At 63.1% G+C, this 21,678-nt stretch carries 17 protein-coding genes and 1 pseudogene; 12 read left to right on the top strand and 6 right to left on the bottom strand.

Going from position 1 to position 21,678, the window contains the following annotated elements:
* Positions 1 to 119: 119 nt before the first annotated feature.
* A complete protein-coding gene (locus AB7C87_RS00450) occupies positions 120 to 1,112 on the top strand; it encodes a methyl-accepting chemotaxis protein (RefSeq protein WP_369727438.1) in 993 nt (330 codons plus the stop codon).
* 157 nt (positions 1,113 to 1,269) lie between these two features.
* On the opposite strand, the gene AB7C87_RS00445 is transcribed toward AB7C87_RS00450, so the two are convergent.
* The gene (locus AB7C87_RS00445; RefSeq protein WP_369727437.1) at positions 1,270 to 1,890 is read right to left on the bottom strand and encodes a TetR/AcrR family transcriptional regulator; all 621 of its coding nucleotides are present in this window, start codon (positions 1,888 to 1,890) and stop codon (positions 1,270 to 1,272) included.
* A 292-nt stretch (positions 1,891 to 2,182) separates the two neighbouring features.
* Between AB7C87_RS00445 and AB7C87_RS00440 the strand changes: the two genes are divergently transcribed.
* From AB7C87_RS00440 to AB7C87_RS00415, 6 genes are all read left to right on the top strand, one after another.
* On the top strand, positions 2,183 to 3,928 hold the full coding sequence (locus AB7C87_RS00440; protein ID WP_369727436.1) for a COG1361 S-layer family protein: 1,746 nt from the start codon (positions 2,183 to 2,185) through the stop codon (positions 3,926 to 3,928).
* A gap of 9 nt (positions 3,929 to 3,937) precedes the next feature.
* Positions 3,938 to 6,421 carry an efflux RND transporter permease subunit gene (locus tag AB7C87_RS00435; protein ID WP_369727435.1) on the top strand — a complete coding sequence of 828 codons (2,484 nt, stop codon included), beginning with the start codon at positions 3,938 to 3,940 and terminating at the stop codon, positions 6,419 to 6,421.
* 189 nt (positions 6,422 to 6,610) lie between these two features.
* The gene (locus tag AB7C87_RS00430) at positions 6,611 to 6,856 is read left to right on the top strand and encodes a hypothetical protein (RefSeq protein WP_369727434.1); all 246 of its coding nucleotides are present in this window, start codon (positions 6,611 to 6,613) and stop codon (positions 6,854 to 6,856) included.
* A gap of 163 nt (positions 6,857 to 7,019) precedes the next feature.
* A complete protein-coding gene (locus tag AB7C87_RS00425) occupies positions 7,020 to 9,170 on the top strand; it encodes a thioredoxin domain-containing protein (RefSeq protein ID WP_369727433.1) in 2,151 nt (716 codons plus the stop codon).
* 140 nt (positions 9,171 to 9,310) lie between these two features.
* Positions 9,311 to 10,774, top strand: a complete 1,464-nt coding sequence (locus AB7C87_RS00420; RefSeq protein ID WP_369727432.1) for an ATPase domain-containing protein — start codon at positions 9,311 to 9,313, stop codon at positions 10,772 to 10,774.
* Between the two features lie 76 nt (positions 10,775 to 10,850).
* Positions 10,851 to 11,864: a sensor histidine kinase gene (locus AB7C87_RS00415; RefSeq protein ID WP_369727431.1), complete on the top strand. Its 1,014-nt coding sequence runs from the start codon at positions 10,851 to 10,853 to the stop codon at positions 11,862 to 11,864.
* A gap of 9 nt (positions 11,865 to 11,873) precedes the next feature.
* Here AB7C87_RS00415 and AB7C87_RS00410 read toward each other — a convergent pair whose 3' ends face one another.
* The gene (locus AB7C87_RS00410; protein WP_369727430.1) at positions 11,874 to 12,272 is read right to left on the bottom strand and encodes a TlpA family protein disulfide reductase; all 399 of its coding nucleotides are present in this window, start codon (positions 12,270 to 12,272) and stop codon (positions 11,874 to 11,876) included.
* Positions 12,273 to 12,530: 258 nt separating this feature from the next.
* On the opposite strand from AB7C87_RS00410, the gene AB7C87_RS00405 reads away from it, so the two are divergent.
* Complete coding sequence (locus AB7C87_RS00405; RefSeq protein WP_369727429.1) at positions 12,531 to 13,799, top strand: GTPase; 1,269 nt, start codon at positions 12,531 to 12,533, stop codon at positions 13,797 to 13,799.
* A gap of 320 nt (positions 13,800 to 14,119) precedes the next feature.
* Here AB7C87_RS00405 and AB7C87_RS00400 read toward each other — a convergent pair whose 3' ends face one another.
* On the bottom strand, positions 14,120 to 14,902 hold the full coding sequence (locus AB7C87_RS00400) for an alpha/beta hydrolase (RefSeq protein WP_369727428.1): 783 nt from the start codon (positions 14,900 to 14,902) through the stop codon (positions 14,120 to 14,122).
* A 301-nt stretch (positions 14,903 to 15,203) separates the two neighbouring features.
* On the opposite strand from AB7C87_RS00400, the gene AB7C87_RS00395 reads away from it, so the two are divergent.
* The 3 genes and pseudogenes from AB7C87_RS00395 (at position 15,204) to AB7C87_RS00385 (ending at position 17,039) form a co-directional block, all read left to right on the top strand.
* A complete protein-coding gene (locus tag AB7C87_RS00395) occupies positions 15,204 to 15,692 on the top strand; it encodes a hypothetical protein (protein WP_369727427.1) in 489 nt (162 codons plus the stop codon).
* Between the two features lie 61 nt (positions 15,693 to 15,753).
* Positions 15,754 to 15,872 (top strand): annotated as a pseudogene (locus tag AB7C87_RS00390) (IS5/IS1182 family transposase); the annotation flags it as partial.
* Between the two features lie 189 nt (positions 15,873 to 16,061).
* A complete protein-coding gene (locus tag AB7C87_RS00385) occupies positions 16,062 to 17,039 on the top strand; it encodes a PLP-dependent cysteine synthase family protein (RefSeq protein WP_369727426.1) in 978 nt (325 codons plus the stop codon).
* Between the two features lie 68 nt (positions 17,040 to 17,107).
* Here AB7C87_RS00385 and AB7C87_RS00380 read toward each other — a convergent pair whose 3' ends face one another.
* On the bottom strand, positions 17,108 to 17,683 hold the full coding sequence (locus AB7C87_RS00380; protein WP_369727425.1) for a DUF5804 family protein: 576 nt from the start codon (positions 17,681 to 17,683) through the stop codon (positions 17,108 to 17,110).
* 126 nt (positions 17,684 to 17,809) lie between these two features.
* A complete protein-coding gene (locus tag AB7C87_RS00375) occupies positions 17,810 to 18,988 on the bottom strand; it encodes a tRNA sulfurtransferase (protein WP_369727424.1) in 1,179 nt (392 codons plus the stop codon).
* 122 nt (positions 18,989 to 19,110) lie between these two features.
* On the opposite strand from AB7C87_RS00375, the gene AB7C87_RS00370 reads away from it, so the two are divergent.
* Positions 19,111 to 21,030: a serine hydrolase domain-containing protein gene (locus AB7C87_RS00370; RefSeq protein ID WP_369727423.1), complete on the top strand. Its 1,920-nt coding sequence runs from the start codon at positions 19,111 to 19,113 to the stop codon at positions 21,028 to 21,030.
* Between the two features lie 14 nt (positions 21,031 to 21,044).
* Here the strand turns inward: AB7C87_RS00370 and AB7C87_RS00365 are convergent, their stop codons facing one another.
* Positions 21,045 to 21,308 carry a hypothetical protein gene (locus AB7C87_RS00365; protein ID WP_369727422.1) on the bottom strand — a complete coding sequence of 88 codons (264 nt, stop codon included), beginning with the start codon at positions 21,306 to 21,308 and terminating at the stop codon, positions 21,045 to 21,047.
* Positions 21,309 to 21,678 lie beyond the last annotated feature (370 nt).

Here is a 21,678-nt window from a genome sequence, read left to right as displayed (position 1 = left end):
CTCCAGACCGTCCGGACGTGATACATCGATGAACCAGCAATTCAGAAGAGGTAAAAATTATTTCGAATCGAACGGTGAGCGTGAAGAGTCGTGTGGGCTTATTCGGGGGGACTTCGGTCGTGTCGTTCGATAACTCGTCGAAACTGGCCGATCGCAACGAGATCGAAGACGACGTCGACACCGACGTCGACACGTCGGCCGTCACGAACCTCGAGACTGACGCAGACTACGACAACGGCGACGCCGCGGAGATGCAGGAGTCGATCGCGGAACTCGGCGAGAGTACCGGCGAGATCAGCGACCGACTCGAGGAGATTCACGCGGAGGCCTCCGAACAGTACGAGTCTGTTATGCTCGTCGCGGAGGAGATGTCGAGTCTCTCGGCGGCGGTCGAAGAGATCGCGTCGTCCTCCGAGGAAGTCGCATCGGCCGGGGAGTCGGCCCGCGAGCTAGCCGAGGACGGCCAAGAGTCGGCGACGGAGATCGGGACGGCGATGGAGGAGATCCAGAAGACGGCGAACGAAGTGACCGAAGACGTCAGCGCGATCCAGCGAAGCGTCGGAGAGATCGACGAGATCATCGAAGTGATCAACGACATCGCCGATCAGACGAACCTGCTCGCCCTCAACGCCTCTATCGAGGCCGCTCACGCCGACAGAGCGGGCGACGGCTTCGCCGTCGTCGCTTCGGAAGTGAAATCGCTGGCCGAGGATTCGCAGGCGCGTGCGAGCGAGATCGAAGGGATGATCCGCGACGTCGAAGAGAGCACCGCGACTGCAGTCGAGAGTTTAGACGAGAACAACGACCGAATCGAGGAGGGTATCGAGTCGATCGAACGAGCGGTCGACACGTTCGACGAGATCCACGACACCGTCGAGGACGTCTCCGACGGAATTTCGGAGGTCGCCGTCGCGACCGACCAGCAGGCCTCGAGCACCGAGGAGGTCGCGAGTATGGTCGATCAGACGGTCACCAGCGCGGAGAACATCGCCGAGGACACCGGCGCGATCGCGACCGAAGTCGAGTCCCAGACCGATCACATCGAGCGGATGGATCGCACGCTCGAGTACCTCGTCGACGAGTTCGCGCCGGACGCCGCTCCGTCGCGGTGAGGCCGCGAGACAGACGAACCAGCCCCGATATTTTTCACACGTACGTGAAACGATAGTTGCCACTGAACGTCATTGCACATCCACTTGGGACTGTCTACACGGGGATCGGTCGGAAGCCGATCCCCTGGCGGCGGTTGCGAACGGTCTGTCAATCGGTTCAGTTGTTACTATCGTCGTCGAAGAGACCGTCGACGACCACGTCGATCAGAAGATCCCGGGTCGCTTCGTACTGTGGCGAACAGTCGTCGACCGGGAAGGCGTCCTTACACTGGCTGACGAAGATCAGCATTCGGAACAACGAACTGATCGCCGTCGGATCGTCGTATTTGAACGTCGAATGGGCCGTCCACTCCTCGGCGTATCTGAAATCCCGCTCGCGGATGTTCTCGCTGAGCGCTCGTTTTTCGTCGTCCGAGAGTCGATCCTGGAGGGAGTGGAGTTCGCCGTCGACGACGAACCGATGGACGAGCGGGTTGGTTTCGACCTCCTCGAGCAGCGTTCGAAGGGTGAGCCGAACCTGTGTGCGAGGCGAGTCGACGTCCGTGATCGAATCGGCGATCTTCTCGTCGAGGCGGTCGCGTTCCCTGATGAGTATCTCGGCGTACAGCTGTTCTTTCGAGTCGAAAAACTGGTAGAACGTGCTCGTTCCGATTCCGACCGCCTCGGTAATGTCTTTGATTCGCGTTCGCTCGAGTCCGAATCGCGCGAACAGCGTTCGACCCTCCTCGAGCAAGTCTGACCTGATACGGTCGCGTTCCTCGTCGCTGAACCCCTTCATCGCGATAGTCGTTGGGTCGTCGGTCGTTGGTGTGTGTATTTCGATTCCACTCCGATACGGGATCGCTCGTTCGGTGTCGCGTGACCGGTGTCGTCCGTCTCGAGCATGTGAATGCGAGAATGTAGGAACCCATGAATCAAAACATTTTTTGTTTTTGTGTTTCTCTATACAGTATGGACACGTTAGGGATCGAACGAGATTGCCGCCCACAGCGCCTCCACAGCGAGAACCCGGAGCGGTTCCCAGGCCGCTGTCAAAACGACCGTCGGTGCGGGCGGTGGAGGGTTGGTGGATGAACGAACGAACGGTCGGGATCGTCGTCGTGGTCGCGCTCGCGGTGATCACCGGCGCGGCCGGTCTCGTTCTGGCGGGTGGATCGACCGCGGCCGACGCTGGGGATAACGGTGCGCTCGAGTCGGTCACAGACGGGGATGCAGACGACGGTGAATTCGGGGAGACCGTGACGAAATCGGTTCGAACGGAGTCCGAACCGGCGTTGCAACGACAGCAACAGCCGTCGGGTGAACGAACGCTCATCCGCGGGGAGCCCGACCTCGAAGTCCATGCGCCGGAACCGAAACTCCAGTCGGGACAGACGAACGAGGTTCCCCTCCAGGTGTCGAACAGCGGACACCTCAGGCTCGGGCCGTCGGATCAGCGCGAGCTCGTGACGACCGCTCGGAACGTCCGCGTCGACGCCGACGCGGGCGGGACTCCGCTCACCGTCGAGAGCGGAGAGGTATCGGTCGGAAGCGTCACCGAGAACCAACCGAACGAGGTCCCCCTCGCGATCAGCGTTCCGGACGACGTCGACGCGGGGACGTACACGATCGACCTCGACGTCTCCTACGCCCACACCTACCAGCGATCCGGAAACGGCGTCACCGACGATCGGTCGCGAACGTTGTCGACGTCCATCGACGTCGAAGTCGACGACGAAGCACGATTTACGATCACCGGCGCGGAGACCGACGCACAGGTCGGCGACTCCGGGACGATGGAAGCGACCGTCGAAAACGTCGGTGACGAGACCGCACGCGACGTCACCGTCGTCCTCGAGTCCTCGAGTCGAGGGTTCGCGTTCGGCGAGAGCGCACAGGATTCGGCGTGGATCGACGAACTGTCGCCCGGAGAGTCGGTGACCGTCGAGTACGACGTCAGCGTCGCGCCGAACGCGCCGGTTCGTGGCTACACGCTCGATGGCACCGTCCAGTTCAAGACCAGCGACGGGCTACAGCGCGTCGACGAGAGTCCGTCGGTCGGCGTTACCCCCCACACCGAACAGCAGTTCTCGGTGACCGACGTCGAATCCGACCTCTACGTCGGCGAGGATGGCGACCTTCACGGCGTCGTCGTCAACGACGGACCGAGCGACGCGGAAAATGTCGTCGTCCGGTTCGCCGAGCAGTCACCGAACGTGATCCCGATCGAACAACGCGTGAGCGTGGGATCGCTCGAGGCCGGCGAGTCGGCGTCGTTCCGGCTCCCCCTCGAGGTAAGCGGCGGGGCCGAACCCGTCGCACGGACGATCGATCTCGCGGTCCAGTACCGTAACGCCGACTTCGAACAGCGCCACTACGACGACCTCGAGGTCGTCGCGGACGTCGAGCCAAAGCGCGATCAGTTCGAAGTCGACGTTCTCGAGCGAGAGATCGCCGCCGGCGACGAACAACACGTCACCGTCGAGGTGACGAACAACCTCGATGAGACCGTCACGGACGTCGAGGCGCGACTGTTCGCCGACGACCCCCTCGACAGCGACGACGACGAAGGGTTCGTCGAGGAACTCGAGCCGGGAGAGACCGTGACGATGACCTTCCACCTGAGCGCCGACTCGTCGGCGGTGGCGAAGACGTATCCGGTCTCCTTCGACTTCCGGTACGACGACGAACGGGGAAACAGTCAGCTTTCGGACACCAGCCGCGTCGCGATCGAGGTCGGTGAGAGCGGCGGCGGCATACCCGGCTTCCTGATCGGAACGATCGTCCTGACCGGCCTCGGGCTGGGTGCCGGCGCGTACGTCTACCGGCGGAAATAGAGAAACACGATGAGAGAGCCAGGAGCGCGGATCGACGAGGCGACCGCACGACTCAACGAGACGATCGTCGATCGATCGAAGGCGGTCATCGTCGTCTTTCTCGTTCTCACCGCGATCTTCGCCGGCGGGATGACGGCCATCGAATCCGAGGAGGGGGAGATGGACGCGTTCACCGACGGGATTCCCGAACAGGACGCCCTCGACGCGGTCGACGAGGAGTTCGACGGTGCGTTCGACACCGGTGAAGAATCGACACAGTTGGTCCACACCGGAACCGACGTCCTAACCCGCGAGGAGCTGGTTCGCTCGCTCGTCGTTTTAGAGCGGGTCGAACAGCGTGACGACCTCCGGATGGAGTCGGCGGACGGTCCGGCGACGGTCGTCGCCCAGGCGATCGACCCCGAAGCGGAGACGGCGGCCGAACAACGGCGGGTCCTCGAGGGGGCAACGAACGCCGAGGTCGACCGGACGATCCGGGCGCTCGCCGACGACCCGGCGTTTGCGAGTATCGTCTCCGAGGATTTCAACCCGAACGACGCCTCCGCGTCGGCGGCGATCATCGTCATCGATCACGACGTTCCTGGGGAGTTCGGAGACGACGATCTGACGGATACCCAGCGAGCCGTCGAGTCGATCGCCGACGACGAACCCACCGATCTGCGCGCGTTCGGATCCGGCATCATCGACGAGGAGTTCGAGAACATCATCGAGGACTCGATGGCGATCGTGATGCCGATCGTCGTCCTGTTGTTGCTCGCGTTTCTCGCTGTCGCCTACCGGGATCCGGTCGACCTCGTGTTGGGACTGCTCGCGCTCGTGATGACCGTCGTCTGGACGTTCGGCTTTCTCGGCTACGCGGGGATTCCGTTCGGCCAGATGATGATCGCCGTTCCCGTCCTGTTGCTGGCGGTCGGCGTCGACTTCGGGATTCACATCGTCAACCGCTACCGCGAGGAGATCGTCGACGGAGTCGAGCCGGTGACGGCGATGCGAACCGCGAACAACCAGCTCATGATCGCGTTCGTCATCGTGACGACGACGACCGTCTTCGGCTTCGGGGCGAACGTCGTCTCCGATCTGGCTCCGATCCGCGACATGGGGATCGCCTCGAGCGTCGGGATCGTCTTTACGTTCCTCATCTTTGGATTCTTCCTTCCCGCGACGAAACTCGAGGTCGATCGCCTCCGAGAGCGATTCGGCGTGCCCGAGTTCGACTCCACGCCGATCGCCTCCGAGGAGTCGTCGTTCGGGCAGTTGCTGTCGATCCCGGCGACCGTAAGCCAACGTGCGCCGGTCGTTTTCGTCCTCGCACTCTTGCTCGTGGGCGTCGGCGCGGCGGGCTACGGTGCGGGCGTCGACACCACCTTCGACGAGGACGACTTCCTGCCGCCGGAAGAACAGCCGGAATACGTCGAGTACGTTCCCGAACCGTTCGCTCCCGGCGAGTACACGATCACCGGGACGATCAACCTACTCGAGGATCGGTTCGCGACGAACCAGGACGAGTCGGTGACGATATACGTCGAGGGGCCTCTCGAGGAGGATCACGCGTTAGAAGCCCTCGAGGCGCCGAACGACGACCCGCCGAGTAGTCTGGCGGTCGGCGACGGCGGACAGGCGGAGGCCCAGAGCATCGTCACGGTGATCCAGTCGTACGCCGAGCAAGACCCCGAGTTCGCCGCGCTCGTCGAACGAAACGACCGAAGCGGGAACGGGATTCCCGATCGGAACCTCGATCGAGTGTACGACGAACTGTTCGCCTCACCGGCCGGCGCGGAGGCAGAACAGTATCTCACGGCGGACCGCCGCGGCGCGAAACTCGAGTACGCCGTCGACGCCGACGCCAGCCAGAGCGAGGTTGCGGCGGACGCCGGCACGTTCGCACAGGACTTCCGGTACGGATCGACCGCGACCGGCGAGATCGTCGTCTTCGACGCCGTCAGCGACATCATCTTCGCGTCGGCGATTCAGGGGATGATGCTCGCGATCGGACTGACTGCGGTGTTCCTCGTGATCGCGTACGCGGTACTCGAGGGGCGGCCGTTGCTCGGCGTGGTCAACGTGTTCCCGATCGCGATCGCGGTCGCGTGTCTCATCGGGACGATGCGACTGCTCGGCATGCCGTTGAACGCGCTGACGGCGACGATCCTCTCGATTTCGATCGGGATCGGAATCGCCTACTCGGTCCACACGACGGCGCGGTTCATCGACGAGTACAACCAGCTCTCGAAGCCGGTCCCCGCGCTCACGACGACGCTTTCGGGGACCGGCGGCGCGCTCGCTGGGAGTATGCTCACGACGTCGATCGGTACCGGTGCGCTCGCGTTCGCGATCACACCGGTTCTGGGTGATTTCGGTTTGCTGATGGCACTCAGCGTGTTCTACTCGTTCGTCGCGTCCGTCGTCGCGTTACCGCCGGCGTTGATCCTCTGGGCGAGGATTTCGGAATCGGAAACCACTCTCGAGTCCGTCACGGATCGACTCGGTATCTGACGCTCACGTCACGCCTCGGTCGACACCCGCCGCGAGGTCGTTCGTCCGACGGTCGGCATCGGTCTCCCATCACACGTTGGAGGCGACCTTTTGGCCGGTTATCGACTGTCTTCGATAGACGACGATCAGTCTGCTCCGGCGCGCCCGCGACTTCCGCGGGTGTGCCGTGACAGCAATCCATACCAGATAATGATTCCACTAAATGCGGCACCGACGATCCGTCACGAGCGAGACGACCCGAACCCGGACGACCTCGAGGCCCGACTCGAGTCACTCGAGCGCGAACAGGCGCGTCTCGAACGAACCGTGCGCGGACTCGCTCGGGAGTCGGACGTTTCGGTCGGCTGTCTCTGCCCACACTGTGACGAAGCCTACATGATCCAGCGAACCGACTCGATGTACTGTCCATCCTGTCGAAATCGGACGAGCGTGTGATCGAACGACGGTGGCTCCGCCGATCGGCTCGTCGGCGTGACTCGAGTACACCACCAATCTCGCTGGGATCGCCCCACGTCTACGGTCTCGATCGCCGATCACAACCATCGTTACCAACCAACATTACCACGTCCTTTTACATGACCCCCTCTTAGGCTCGGCCATGACCGAACCCACGCGGCGCAATCGGCTCGACGAGGAGGAGAGTCCGTATCTGCACCAGCACGCCGATAACCCCGTCAACTGGCAACCCTGGGACGACGAGGCCCTCGAGGCCGCTCGCGAGCGCGACGTTCCCATCTTCCTCTCGATCGGTTACTCGGCGTGTCACTGGTGTCATGTGATGGAGGAGGAAAGTTTCGCGGACGAGGAGGTCGCGGAGCTCCTCAACGAGGAGTTCGTCCCGATCAAAGTCGACCGCGAGGAGCGTCCCGACGTCGACAGCATCTACATGACGGTCTGTAATCTGGTCACCGGCCGGGGTGGCTGGCCACTTTCAGCCTGGCTCACCCCCGACGGACGCCCGTTCTACGTCGGAACGTACTTCCCGAAAGAGCAAAAACGCGGCCAGCCGGGATTCCTCGACATCCTCGAGAAGCTCGTCGACTCCTGGCAGACCGATCGCGAGGAGGTCGAAAACCGCGCGGATCAGTGGACCGAGGCCGCCAAAAGTCAACTCGAGGAGACGCCCGCTTCGATCGGCGCGGACGAACCGCCGACGAGCGACGTCCTGTTGCGGGCCGCCGACGCGGCTCGACGGAGCGCCGACCGGCGCTACGGTGGTTTCGGCGACGACGGACCGAAGTTCCCCCAGCCCTCCCGGCTTCGCGTACTCGCCCGCGCGTACGATCGAACCGGCGAGGAGGGCTATCGCGACGTACTCGAGGAGTCACTCGACGCGATGACCGAGGGCGGACTGTACGATCACGTCGGCGGCGGCTTTCATCGCTACTGCGTCGACCGCGATTGGACGGTGCCCCACTTCGAGAAGATGCTCTACGACAACGCGGAGATCCCGCGGGCACTGCTCGCCGGCTACCAGCTGACCGGCGAGGACCGGTACGCCGAGGTCGTCGCGGAGACATTGACCTTCCTCGAGCGTGAACTCACCCACGAGGAGGGCGGCTTCTTCAGTACGCTCGACGCCCAGAGCGAGGATCCAGAAACCGGCGAGCGCGAGGAGGGCGCGTTCTACGTCTGGACGCCCGACGAGGTCCGGGACGTACTCGAGGACGAGACCGACGTCGACCTGTTCTGTGACCGGTACGATATCACGGAGTCGGGGAACTTCGAGGGGACGAACCAGCCCAACCGGACGACCTCGATGTCCGAACTCGCCGACCGCCACGACCTCGCGGAGGACGAAGTTCGGGACCGTCTCGAGTCCGCTCGAGCGCGGCTGTTCGAGGCCCGCGAAGAGCGACCGCGACCACGTCGCGACGAGAAGGTCCTCGCCGGCTGGAACGGAATGATGATCGCGACCTGTGCGGAAGCCGCGCTCGTCCTCGGCGAGGACGACTACGCCGAGATGGCTGTCGACGCCCTCGAGTTCGTCCGCGAACGGCTCTGGGACGCCGATTCGGAACGGCTCTCGCGACGCTTCAAGGACGGGGACGTCAAAGTGCAAGGGTACCTCGAGGACTACGCGTTTCTCGCACGGGGGGCGCTTGCCTGTTACGAGGCGACCGGCGACCACTCCCACCTCGCGTTCGCGCTCGACCTCGCCCGCGTGATCGAGGACGAGTTCTGGGACGAAGGCCGCGGAACGTTGTACTTTACGCCCGAAAGCGGCGAATCGCTCGTCACGCGGCCACAGGAGCTGGGTGACCAGTCGACTCCCTCCGCCGCGGGCGTCGCCGTCGAAGTCCTGCTCGCACTCGACGGCTTCGCGGCCGACGAGTTCGAGGAAATCGCCGCGACTGTCCTCGAGACCCACGCCAACCGCCTCGAGACGAACGCGCTCCAGCACGCGACGCTCTGTCTCGGCGCCGACCGTCTCGAGTCCGGCCTGCTCGAGGTGACCGTCGCCGCCGAGGACGTCCCCGACGAGTGGCGCGACGGGTTCGCCTCGAGATACCTCCCGAACCGATTGTTCGCCCGCAGACCGCCGACCGACGACGACCTCGAGGCGTGGCTCACAGAACTCGATCTCGACGATACACCGCCGATCTGGGCCGGGCGCGAGGCCCGCGACGGCGAACCGACGCTGTACGTCTGTCACGATCGGACGTGCTCGCCGCCGACTCACGACGTCGAGGGCGCCCTCGAGTGGCTCGAGGGCGGACCCGAGTCGGGATCCGACGCCCCGATATAGCCCAAACCGTACCCCGATCTCCCGCGGACGCGACGCGGTCTGAGGCTGGTTGCGACCGAATCGTCTACCCGTAGCTTTATTCGACACTCGCCCCTCTAGAACGGTCACGATATGAGTATCGACACGGAGACGGTCGGCGGATGAATACGGAGTTGCCGACGATCGAAACGGGGGTTTCCGGACTCGACGAGATTCTCTACGGCGGGCTGGTGACGGGCAGACTCTATCTCGTCGTCGGGAGACCCGGAACTGGGAAAACGCTCCTCGGTATGGAGTTCCTCCAGACCGGGATAGCGGCCGAGGAGACCGTTCTCTTCGTCCACGGGGAGGAGTCACGCTCGGAGATCGTCGCGAACGCCTCGAGTTTCGGCATCGACCTCGACTCGGCAAATTTTCTCGACCTCGGACCCGACTCCGACTTTTTCGACGCGGACAACGCCTACGACCTGGTCGATTCACGGGATCTCGAGTCAGAGCGATTCATCGAGGAGATTCGCGGAGCGATCGAGGAGATCAACCCGGATCGGGTGTTGCTGGATCCGATCTCACAACTGCAGTACCTCGAGCCCTCGGAGTACCAGTTTCGCAAGCGATTGATCTCGTTCATGCGCTTTCTGAAGGGGCAGGGAACGACGGTACTCGCCACGATGACCCCCGCGGCGTCGCGAAACGACAACGAGGTTCGGTCGCTGAGCGACGGCGTCGTCGAACTCGAACGCGGCGACCGCGGGCGGCGAATATCCGTTCCGAAACACCGCGGGATCGGCCAGCGAGACGGCACCCACGGACTCGAGATTAGAGAGACCGGTCTCGAGGTCTATCCGAGCCTGCTTCCGACCGGACACGCAGCGGAGTTCGGGCCGGAACGTCTCCCGTTCGGAATCGACGAACTCGACGCGTTGCTCGACGGCGGCCTCGAGCGGGGAACGGCGACGTTCGTTGCCGGACCGACCGGAGTTGGAAAGTCCACGGTCGGAACGCAGTTTCTCGGCGAAGCCGCCGGTCGTGGCGACCACCCGGTCGCGTACCTTTTCGAGGAGTCTCCGAAGACGTTCGTCCACCGCTCGGAGTCGATCGGCATCCCGGTCAGCGAGATGGAGGCCGCGGGAACGCTCGCCGTCGAGGCGGTCGAGCCGCTCGCGCTCTCCGCCGAGGAGTTCGCCCAACGGGTCAGAGAACGCGTCGAAACGACCGACACGGGGATCGTCATGATCGACGGCGTCGAGGGGTACAAAGTCGCCCTCCAGGGAGAGGAGTCCACACTCGGGCGGAAACTCCACGCGCTGATTCGGTACCTCAAAAGCGAGAACGTGGCCGTCCTCCTGTTGGACGAAACCGACCAGGTCACCGGCATGCCGAGCGCGACGAGTGCGAACATCAGCTACATCGCCGACAACGTCGTCTTCCTCAACTACATCGAGACCGACGGCGAGCTTCGGAAAGGAATCGGCGTCCTGAAAAAGCGCGCCGGGAACTTCGAGCGGACGATCCGCGAGTTCGAGATCACCCCGGACGGGATCGTCGTCGGCGAGCCCCTAACCGGCGTCGAAGGGATCCTCGAGGGGACGCCGACGAGCAGGCCAACGGCCAACAACCCAAAGTAGCGGACGGACCGAATTCAACTGTGACGGTTCTCGCCCCCGACGAGCCCGACCGACGAACGGGCGGAGGAATCCGCCGATGAGCGTAGAAGACGGAACGGTCCAGCTTCTGATCGAAGACGACGCGAACCGAACGGCGCTCGCGGAGCTTCTCGAGGGGCGCTACGAGGTCCGTACGGACGATGCGGAGTTGACCGGCGACGTCGTCTTGGTCGACGACTTCTCCGTTCCGACCTACCGAGACCGCCTCGAATCCCTGGAGGCGTCCTCGTCGTTCTCGCCGGTCGTCCTCGTCCGACGGGAGGGCACCCGAATCGACCTCGATCCGACCGATTCGGACGGTGACCATCGGCTGGTCGACGAAGTGATTACGGCACCGGTTCGGGAGGACGTCCTCCACCGACGGCTCACGAACCTCCTCGTTCGTCGTCGTCAGTTCGAACGACTCGAACAACAGAACGAGCGCCTCGAGCGGTTCGCGAGCGTGGTGAGCCACGATCTCAGAAACCCACTCCAGGTCGCACAGGGTCGACTCGACTTGCTCGAACCCGCAGTTTCCGACGCCGATCGAGAACACGTCGAGCACGCCCGGGAGTCTCTCGACCGGATGGACTCACTCATCTCCGACGTTCTGTCGCTCGCTCGAGAGGGAAAAGAACTCGAGAATCCGAGCAAGGTCCGGCTCTCGAGTGTCGTCGCAAACGCGTGGTCAGTCGTCGCGTGCCCGGACGCCGAACTCGTCGTCTGCAACGAGGAAGCAGTGGTCGTCGCCGACGTAGAACGGCTCTCGAGTGTCTTCGAGAACCTGTTTCGAAACGCCGTCGAACACGGCCGAACCGACGCGACGATCGAGGTTGGAACCACAGCCGACGGCTTTTACGTCGCCGACGACGGGCCCGGAATCCCGCCCGAGAAACGCGCCGACGTCTTAGAGCGGGGCTACTCGTCGGCCGACGGAACCGGTCTCGGGCTCGACATCGTGAGCACCATCGTCGACGCCCACGGCTGGGAGCTCTCGGTCAGCAAGAGCAACGGCGGCGGCGCCCGCTTCGACGTCAGCGGCGTCGAACTGGTGCGAACGCAACGGGCGTAAGCGTACGTGTTAGGCGTTTTCGAGCGTCGACTCGATCTCTCGAGCCAGCCAGATCGCCGGCGGAAGATCCTCTTCCTCGACGAACCGGGTGATCTCCTCGCCGTCGTCGTCCGAACCGGTCGGCGCACGTTCGACGACGATCGTCGGAATGTACTCGACGCCGTACTCGTCGACGCCGGGGCCCTGTTTGTCCTGGTCGACCGCGACCTCCTCGATGCGATCTTCGGGAACGCCGGCCGCCTCGATCGCCGCGCCGAAGTCCGGGAGCAGTTTGCGACAGTCCTTACACCAGTCGCCGCCCCAGACCGTATAGACGAGTTCGTCGTTGTATTCTTCGAGCGTGTCGACGGCGTCCTCGTAGGACGCGGCGTCCCACGCGGGATTCGGGTTCATCGTCTCGAGACTCATACGCACGGATTACGCGCCAAGGGGCTTATACTGTCGGACAGAACTCGGTGAGAAACCGGTCGCGAATCCGCCGTCGTCACCACCGGGAACAGCCGGTGGAGCGACCGATCTTCAGATAGATCTATTCGGAGTATTATCGGTCGTGTTTCTCGGGGGACGGCCGCGGCCTGGTGAACCGTCAGCGTTCACACCAACGACGGACGTCGAACTCCTCGTCGGCAGATGGCTTTTCAAGCGTCGATCACGACAGTACAGTCGATGGCAGTCGACCCAGCGAAGTTCAAAGCCCTCCGGAAGAAGCTAGACCGACTCGTCGAATCGGCTCCGATACGCGAGGAAAATCGGGAGTTCGTCGTGAACAACGTTCTGGGTCCGGCGTTCAACGAGATGGACGACCTGATCGACGACTCGAGGCCGCCGCGGCTGTACTTGTTCGGGCGCTCCGGCGCCGGCAAGTCATCGCTGATCAACGCCCTCGCGAACAAAGCCGCCGCCGACGTGGGAAGCGTCGAGCCGACGACCGTCGAGTCCGAGCTCTATCACATCTCCTTTCCAGACCGGTACGCGAGCTGGGACGTCGTCGACTCACGAGGGCTGTTCGAGAGCGTCCCGCCGGACGGGGACGTTCCCGCCGACACCGTCTCGCTCATGAAACGCGATCTCGAGGAGCACCGTCCCGATATCGCCATTCACGTGATGACGCCCGATCACGTCCGGGCCGGCGAGGAGGACTTCGAGACCGTCGAACGGCTCCGCGACGAACTCGACAGCCTGTTTCCGCCGGTCGTCTACTGTCTGAACAAGGTCGATACACACCTCTCTCCGGGTGGGGACTGGCCGCCGGAGACGAACCCCTCCCTCGCCGGAGACATCAAGGCGAACCTGGATTTCGTCTCCCGCGTGCTCGAGGAACCGGATCCGACGGCCTTCGAGGAGAACCAACCACTGCGGGGCTACGAGTTCGATTCCGAGGAGAACGTCGGCGTGGTCCCGACGTACGTCAAAGAGGAGCCCTACTGGAACGTCGAGACCCTGTCGTGGTTGATGGGAGATTTTTTGCCGATCAGCGCGAGATTGCAGTTCAACCAGGCCCAGCGCCGGGAACGGCTGATGCGGAAGATGGCCCGGAGCACGACGAATCGCTTTAGCTCGATCGCCGCGGGGATCGGTGCGACGCCGATGCCCGTCGCCGACATCGTCGTCCTGAGCTCCCTGCAAGCGGGACTCGTCGCCCTCGTCGGATCTTTCTCCTGTCGGGAACTCGAGTGGGCGACCGTCCAGGACTACACGAGCGCGGTCGGCGTCTCGGCCGTCGGCGGGCTGGGGGCTCGAGAGGTTGCCCGGTCGCTCGTCCAGCTTGCGCCCGTCGGCGGACAGGCGATCTCCGGTGCGGTCGCCGCCGGGACGACCTGGGCGATCGGCCGATCCGCCGAGGAGTACTTTTTCAACGACAACGTGGTCAAACCGTCCGGGTTATTCGAGAAGGGGAAAGCACGGTTTCGGGACGCGAAGTTCCCATCGCGATAAGCAGTTTGGGACACGATTTTTCTGGATTGGTGATTCGAAATGTGGCGGCGTCAGTACGTCAGACCGCCAGGTACGATCGAGTGTGCATTGATTTTGCAGTGTGGGTGGCCTCGAACAGTTCGTATACCAAGATATACCAAAATTCGTCCGCTGAATATATAGTAGCCACTGAACGTCAATGCACACCCGATCGCCAGATGGATCGGCGACCGGTGTGTACATCGTTTCAGTTGTTACTATCGCGGATAAGTGTAACACTGTGGCTTCAGTTGGATCACGTTGATCCAGTGCATCAGCCGATCGGTCGGTCTTCGGGATCGTCAGGACTGCATCTCTTCTATGAAGGTCACCGTTTGAATTATTGTCCGCTCAAACCACGGCTCTTCGGTGAAAAAGAAGTGGTCTCCCGGTGGTGTATACAATTCGACGTCCACGCCCGCAATATTGAGGACGTCACGGTACGCCCGCGTTTCGCGCATCGTGAGGTGCTCGTCGTCCTCCCCGAGATAGAGCAGGGTCGGCGGGTGTGCAGATGTGACACGCTCTCGAGGAGACGCCTCACGGTACCGCTCGGGGATTTGGGTCGGTGACCCGCCCATAAAGTCTGCTGTTTCACCGTCTTCTGTGGCCCCGAGCAGGTCGTACGGGCCACTAAGACAAACGATTCCATCAACCGTCGTTTCAGCATCTTCGTACCCGTCGTCCGGTATCGTCGGCTCACCTGTTGCAGTTGTCGCCGTTAATGCTGCGAGATGGGCACCAGCGGAGTGCCCACAAAGAATCACTTGGTGAGGAGTCGTTCCAAACGGCCGTTCCGATCGAATCCACCGGACTGCACTTTTAATGTCGTTTAGTGCAGCCGGATACGTCGCTTCGCCGGAAAGACGATAATCAATAGTCAACGCGGGGAACCCCCGTTTAGCGAGCGTACGGCACCGGTCATCGAAGAACGATCTGTCGCCACGGTTCCAGACACCACCATGGATACAGATGACGACGGTACGTTTCTGATCAGCGGTATCAGGAAGGAATACGTTTGCGAGAAGATCGCGTTCGGGAGTCTGTTTAAATTGGATATCCCGTTTCGAAGTAATCGAGCCCATGTCAACAAGAAACACTAATTCTATAAAAAGTTCAGGAGAGGATGTGTCTGATAAATAAGTGGATGTACTACGTGTGACACTCATTCTGCTGTTCGCACTGAACGCTCACGTTTTCACCAACTGATACAATAGACGATAGTTCAGGGTAGCCGTCGCGTCGAAATTCACGTCGGACCCGTCCTGATTGATCGACTTGTCACAGTCCTATCAACCGACGTGATGATCCAACTGCTTATCTCCGGAGAACGAAATCGTAGTGATTACCCAACAGGGTCAGTGGTCTGGTTAATGATCGCCTAGGGTGATCTTTGAAGGTACAACTCATTTAGCATTAACAAGAAAATATTATGGTGAAAAGGAACTAATCGGGACAACAATGGTTAGAGCCAGACTTCCACCTTTTGAATTACTTGTAGTTGGAACCATTGTGGTTATACTCGCAATCATCTCTGTCGGACTCACAATTGGATCTCAACTTTCTGGCCCAGTAGCTACATCCGGAATCCAGCCACAAACTATTGCAGGCCTCAAATTTGGCCTTCTCGCCCTCACCCTGTTTGTTCTCGCATTTTTGATTTATCTCCAACATCCACTTGCGTGGATCGTTGGAGCCGTTACGGGAGTAATCGTCTTCCTCTATTATCTGTATGACTTCTATCGTCTGTATGACCAAGCGGCTAACGACGTAATTGCCTGGGGATTGCTGATGTTTCCAGCACTATTCGCTATTTATTTCTACGTCCGTCGAGACACTTTTGATAATTCTACCTATCTATGGGGATCGGAATGATTCTTCCCAGTTCATCGATCTGCCGCAAATATTCTTGTCACTGCGCGGTCTATCGGCCCTGATCGAGCGCACGCTCGGCAACGCCGTGCATGCACGAAGTGATATCGTAAGTTCCGTGAAATCGTCCTGATGCGTGCCGTCTACAACATCAAGCGTGCTGTAAGCTACAGTAACAACTGAAACGATGTACACCCGATCGCCAGACGGGTCGGCGATCGGGTGTGCAATGACTTGTACAGTAGGAATACGACACTCCCTTGCAGTGGCTACGATATAACCGAGGACATTCGTCGGAGCATCGATAAATACACCGGCACGTCCTGCCTTCGTCCAGCATCGGTTTATGGCTCGACTCACTAGAGGTTGCCAATGAAAGGGAGTATCCTGGACACGATCGGCTCACCGCTCGTCCAGGTCGACTCGCCGGAGGGGGCGACCGTCGCCGCCAAAATCGAATCGTTCAACCCCGGCGGCTCGGCCAAGGACCGGCCGGCCCGCGAGATGGTCCGGACGGCCGAGCGCGAGGGGGTGATCGAACCCGGCGACTGGCTCGTCGAACCGACCAGCGGTAACACGGGAATCGGCCTCGCGCTGGTCTGTGCGGCTCGAGGCTACGACCTGACGATCGTCATGCCCGCCGACAAGTCCGAGGAGCGTCGACGGATCATGGCCGCCTACGGCGCCGAGCTCGAGCTGGTCGACGGCGACATGGAAACCGCCCGCGCCCGCGCCGACGAACTCGAGGCCGAGGGAGCAATCCAGCTCGGACAGTTCGACAACCCCGCGAATCCCGAAGCACACTACCGCACCACGGGCGCAGAGATCGTCGAGCAAGTCGGCGACCGGGAAGTGGACGTCTTCGTGGCGGGCGTCGGCACCGGCGGCACGATCTCGGGGACCGGTCGGCGGCTTCGCGAGGCGTTTCCCGAGATGGAGATCGTCGCCGTCGAACCGGAGCGAAACGCGATTCTCTCGACGGGCGAACCCGGAAGCGACGAGTTCCAGGGAATGGGACCCGGCTTCGTCAGCGAGAATTTAGACCGAGAGCTGATCGACCGCGTCGAGACGGTCCGCCTCGAGGACGCCGAGGACGAGTGTCGCCGTCTGGCCCGCGAGGAGGGCGTCCTCGTCGGCCAGTCGAGTGGCGCGACGAGCATCGTCTCCCAGCGGATGGCTCGCGAGATTGCACAACCCGAACTCGAGTGCCCCGAGGTGCCGACGGCCTTCGACGGCGGTCAGCCGGCCTCGCCCGAAACCGACGGCGGCGCCGTCGAGGACTGTCCGCTCGTCGTCACGGTCTTCTGGGACAGCGGCGAACGGTACCTCTCGACCGGCCTGTTCGACTGACGATCCCGTCTCGGTTTTCCCGTCTGCCGTCTCGTTACGGTGATACCCCAGTTCCGTCGGCCGAACCGCTACGGCGAGTACTCGGCTTCAGTCAGTCGAACGACGAGCGTCTGTTCGACGTCTCGGAGGTCGTACTCCGGGAGTTCGCCGCCCGTTCGGCGGACGTAAAGCGGCTCCACGAGGCGGTGAGTCGGGCCGGCGACGCCACCAGCGTCGTCCACACCGGACTCGTCACCCGAATCGGCGTCGACGGATTCGCCGTCGTCGCTCGAGTTCGGTTCGGAATCACTGCTCGAGTCCGATTCGCCGACGCGCTCGAGGCCGTAGACCTTACAGAACTCGCCGGTGTCCTCGGGGCCGACCTCGCCGTTGCGGAGGGTCCGAGCCAGCGGTCGCGAGAGCCACTCCTCGTCGCTGACGCTCGGCTCGAAGACGAGCGCCTCGTCGACGAACCGGGTGAGATACCAGTCGAGATCGTTCAGAAGCGAGATCGCGGCGCCGACGCTTACCGTTCGTACGGCCAGCGAGTTCTCGAACGGCCGCGTCAGGTCGTAGGTCGCGAGCGCCTCGCGGGAGGTCTCTCGAGAGAGGAGTTCGTACTGGAGGGTGCAGTCGGGATCCCCGATGAGACAGACGCGGGTCACTATCTGGTGGTGCGTGCGGTCCCGTAATGTGGGTTTCGTCTCCCGGTCGCACCGACTGTCGATCGAGTGTTGGTCTCGCGGCCCCACCGATTGGAGAGCGAGTACGGTCTGGGGGTCTACACGAGTCTACGGCTCGACGAGTTCCGCGTTCCGCGCCGCCTCTTCTGCCCGCTCGAGCAGGTCGTCCGGCTCCGCCGCGAGCAGCGGCTCGAGGCGGGCGTTGGTCTCGACGCGGTCGGGGGCGACCCGGTTACAGCCGGCGTCGATGGTCGAGTCGGTGTAGGTTCCGATCTCGCGGGCCATCGCAACGATCTCCTGTTTGTCCCGGGTCAAAAGCGGCCGGTGGATCGGGAGGTCGGTGACGCGGCTGGTCACGCCGAGATTCTGGACCGTCTGACTCGACTTCTGGCCGACGGCCTCGCCGGTGACGATGCTGTGGGCGTCGACCCGTTCGGCCAGCGTCTCGGCGGCCCGGTAGAAAAAGCGCCGGAGCGAGAGCATCCGTCCCTGTTCCATCTCCCGGACCAGCAGGTCGACGATTTCACCGCCGGGAACCCTGTAGACCTCGGTGTCGAAGTTCGGCGCGTACCGCGAGAGCGTTCGGACCGTCTCCATCGCACGAGCCTCGTGGTCGATCCCGCCGTAGGCGCCCAGATCGACGTAGACCGGCACGATCGGACAGCCGCGTTTCATCATCTCGTAGGCCGCCACGGGCGAGTCGATCCCGCCGCTGACCATCGCGATCACCTGCTCCTGGGCACCGAGGGGGAGCCCGCCGCGGCCCGAGACCGACTCGAGGTAGAGAAAGGCGAGATCCTCCCGAACCTCGACGCCGAACGTGAGGTCTGGATCGTCGAGGTCAACTTCGGGGTCGAACTCGCCCGCCACGGCGTCCCAGACCGCCTGCCCGCCCTCCCTGGCGAGGTCCTCACTGTCGTAAGGAAGGCGCTTGTCCCCCCGCCGGGCGTCGATGGCGAACGTACCGCCCTCGTAGCGTTCGCGGGCGATGTCGGCGAGTGCCTCGAGGATCCGGTCGAACTCGGTGCTCGTGGTGAGCGTGGGGCTTGCGGAGACGACGCCGAAAGCGTCCGTCGCCGCCGCAGTCGCCGCTTCGACGTGTTCTTCCGTCGTGTGAATCAGCGGCCGATTCCACCGGCGCTCGACGTCGCCGGGAATCGACCGATCGGCCAGCAGCGCCTCGAGGTTCTCGGCGAGGAGCCCCTCCATGTACCGCTTGACCGTGTTGCTCTTGGTGTTGACGTCCCCGTGGCGGACGAGGACGGTGTCGGCTCCCGGCGGATGCATGGTCGTGGATAGATGGCGGGAGCTATAAGGGGATTACGAGCGGAGCACCGTGGGCGAGGAGCCGACAACATTCGTCCCGTCGATCAAAACTAATTTATCATCCATCATGTTACTCCGAACTAATGTCAGGTCCTCTCTCCAGACGGCGGTTTCTCGTCGGCAGCGCGGCTGCGGGCGTCGCCGCAAGCGCGGGCGGCGTTCCGGGCCGAGCGCGGGCCGAACCGACGAGCCAGGAGGAACCGGGCGCTTTCGAGGACCTCGAGTCGTTCGTCGACGACGCCATCGCGGCCGACCTCGAGGAGTACGACGCCTCTGGCGCGGTCGTCTCCGTCGTCCACGGCGGCGAGATTGCGCTCACGAACGGGTACGGCGAAACGTCGTTCGGCGGCGCGCCGATCGATCCGGAGGTAACGCCGATCCACACCGGTTCCGTCTCGAAGCTGTTCACCTACACCGCGGCGATGCGGCTTATCGAGGAGGGTGCGATCGACCCCGACGAGGACGTAACCGACTACCTCGAGTCGGTGTCGATTCCCGACACTGACGACGACCCGATCACGCTCTCGCACCTGGCGACCCACAGCGCGGGGTTCGAGATTCGGTCGCGACACGATACGGTGAGCGATCCGGCGGACCGAGAACCGCTCGAGGATGCAGTCGGGAAACGGCCGCCGAATCGGGTCTATCCGCCCGGCGAGCGGTTCGGGTACACGAACTACGCGGCGTCGCTGACCGGCCAACTCGTCGCCGACGTCTCGGGTTCGTCGTTCGAGGCGTCCGTCGCGGAATCGGTGCTCGAGCCGCTGGGCATGGACCGGAGTACGTTCGACGTCGTCCCCGACCAGTTCGATGCGGAGACGCGGGGTGCGTACCTCGACGAGGCCCAGTGGCTGTCGAACGTCCCGCCGGCGTCCGGGCTCTGGTCGACCGGCGAGGAGATGGCTGAGTTCGTGCTGGCACACCTCGAGGGCGGCGCAACAGACGAGGGGCGCATCCTCTCGGCGGAGGCTACCGAGGAGATGCACCGGCAGTGGTTCACCGTCCACGAGGAACTCGACGGGATGGCGTTCGGGTTCGTAGAGCGCACCCGCGGCGACGTCAGACTGCTCGGCCACACCGGCGAGGGTACCGGATACGGGAGCAGCCTCGTGCTCGTTCCCGAACTCGACCTCGGACTGTTCGTCGCGTTTCAGGGCGATGCGACCGGCGCTCCGACGTCGTCGTTCGAGGATGAGTTTCTCGACCGGTACGTGCCCGAACCCGACCGCGAGTTGACGCCGGACGGTCGCCCGGAACGAGCGGACGACCTCGTGGGAACGTACCGTCAGTTCGCTGGCGCGACGCAGACCACCTACGAGAAGACCCTGTTCACGGCGCTCACACCCGATCTCGAGGTGCGGGTTGAGGACGACGGAACGCTGGTCACCGACGGCCACAGCGTCCAACGGTGGGTCGAGATCGAACCGCTGGTGTACCGACGGATCGACGGCGGGCAGTCGCTCGTGTTCCACGAGGAGGACGGCGAAATCGTCGCGTTCACCCTCGAGGGGTCAATCGGCCCGTACACGTCAATTTCGTGGTACGAGAAGGGAGTCGTCCAGGCCGGAGCGACGCTCGTGTCGACGCTCGTCGTCCTCTCGGGACTCGTCGGCTGGCCGCTCGCGGCCGCGGTTCGGCGGTATCGTGGCACCTCGTCGGCGGGTTCCGACTCGCCTGGGCCACGTCGTGCGCGCTGGGCTGCGGGGACGGCAGGAGGATTGCTGTTCGGGTTCGTCGTCGCGTTCCTAGCACTGTTCATCCTGCTCGACGCCCTCGGACGACCGACGGTGTTCGACGTGCCACCCCGCGGGTTCGGCCTGTTGTTCGCGCTGCCGCTTGGCGCAGCCATTGCGACGCTCGTCTCGGCGGGATACGCCGTGCAAGCGTGGCACGAGGAGTTCTGGAGACTTCCCGGTCGAGTCCATTACACGGCGGTCGTCGTCGCACTCGCGGTCTTGCTGTGGGTGTACCGGTACTGGAACCTGCTCGGTTTTACCGTGTAGTGTACAAGCGTCGCTCAGCCGCGGTCGACGGCGAGTTCGTGAACGCTGACGGCGAGTTCGAACCCGTCGTCGAACCGTACCGTCTCCAGGTCGTCCGTCAGGTTGTCGGCGACGTACGTCCTCGAGTCGGGTCTCGTCGATCGCGTTGTAGGCGTAGCGCCGTGCGTCCTCAAGTGCCTCCTGGCTCGCCTCGGGAAGTGTCGCGATCGAAACGAACTCCTCCTCAAGGTCGCCGACGAGGCGAATCGTCGCGTCCTCTTCGGAAGTTCGACCGTCATCGTCGGTTTCGTCAGTTTCGTCGATCCCGCTGATTCCGTCCGTTTCGTCACTTCCCTCGTCCGCCCCCTCCACACCCTCCCAGGAACTCCCGTCCGCTGCAAAAACCGCGTACGGCGTTTCGCCGACCGAGAAGCCGCGGATCGGATCCCCGTCGTCGCCGGCCCAGACCGCCGGTTGCTGGTCGAACCGGAGTTCGACGTCCCCGTCAGCCTCGAGAAAGAGGAACGGACAGCCCATCGTGATCGTCGACCGCAGCGGCGGTTCGTCGTCGACTCCCCACGCGAGGGTCACGGACCAGTCGCTCCACCCGTCCACTGGCGCCTCCCTGAATCTCCCGGTGTCGACGAGGGATACGGTGAAGTCGGGCTC

Origin of the sequence: Natrarchaeobius versutus (assembly GCF_041205745.1) — an archaeon.
GTDB lineage: Archaea > Halobacteriota > Halobacteria > Halobacteriales > Natrialbaceae > Natrarchaeobius > Natrarchaeobius versutus.
Note: the sequence above shows the minus strand (reverse complement) of the source record. Positions and strands in the feature narration are given on the sequence as shown.

What these genes read in the sequence shown, in the direction of transcription:
- AB7C87_RS00445 (WP_369727437.1), bottom strand. Translation starts at nt 1,890, where the DNA reads ATGAAGGGGTTCAGCGACGAGGAACGCGACCGTATCAGGTCAGACTTG.
- AB7C87_RS00440 (WP_369727436.1), top strand. Translation starts at nt 2,183, where the DNA reads ATGAACGAACGAACGGTCGGGATCGTCGTCGTGGTCGCGCTCGCGGTG.
- AB7C87_RS00435 (WP_369727435.1), top strand. Translation starts at nt 3,938, where the DNA reads ATGAGAGAGCCAGGAGCGCGGATCGACGAGGCGACCGCACGACTCAAC.
- AB7C87_RS00430 (WP_369727434.1), top strand. Translation starts at nt 6,611, where the DNA reads ATGATTCCACTAAATGCGGCACCGACGATCCGTCACGAGCGAGACGAC.
- AB7C87_RS00425 (WP_369727433.1), top strand. Translation starts at nt 7,020, where the DNA reads ATGACCGAACCCACGCGGCGCAATCGGCTCGACGAGGAGGAGAGTCCG.
- AB7C87_RS00420 (WP_369727432.1), top strand. Translation starts at nt 9,311, where the DNA reads ATGAATACGGAGTTGCCGACGATCGAAACGGGGGTTTCCGGACTCGAC.
- AB7C87_RS00415 (WP_369727431.1), top strand. Translation starts at nt 10,851, where the DNA reads ATGAGCGTAGAAGACGGAACGGTCCAGCTTCTGATCGAAGACGACGCG.
- AB7C87_RS00410 (WP_369727430.1), bottom strand. Translation starts at nt 12,272, where the DNA reads ATGAGTCTCGAGACGATGAACCCGAATCCCGCGTGGGACGCCGCGTCC.
- AB7C87_RS00405 (WP_369727429.1), top strand. Translation starts at nt 12,531, where the DNA reads ATGGCAGTCGACCCAGCGAAGTTCAAAGCCCTCCGGAAGAAGCTAGAC.
- AB7C87_RS00400 (WP_369727428.1), bottom strand. Translation starts at nt 14,902, where the DNA reads ATGGGCTCGATTACTTCGAAACGGGATATCCAATTTAAACAGACTCCC.
- AB7C87_RS00385 (WP_369727426.1), top strand. Translation starts at nt 16,062, where the DNA reads ATGAAAGGGAGTATCCTGGACACGATCGGCTCACCGCTCGTCCAGGTC.
- AB7C87_RS00375 (WP_369727424.1), bottom strand. Translation starts at nt 18,988, where the DNA reads ATGCATCCGCCGGGAGCCGACACCGTCCTCGTCCGCCACGGGGACGTC.
- AB7C87_RS00370 (WP_369727423.1), top strand. Translation starts at nt 19,111, where the DNA reads ATGTCAGGTCCTCTCTCCAGACGGCGGTTTCTCGTCGGCAGCGCGGCT.
- AB7C87_RS00365 (WP_369727422.1), bottom strand. Translation starts at nt 21,308, where the DNA reads ATGACGGTCGAACTTCCGAAGAGGACGCGACGATTCGCCTCGTCGGCG.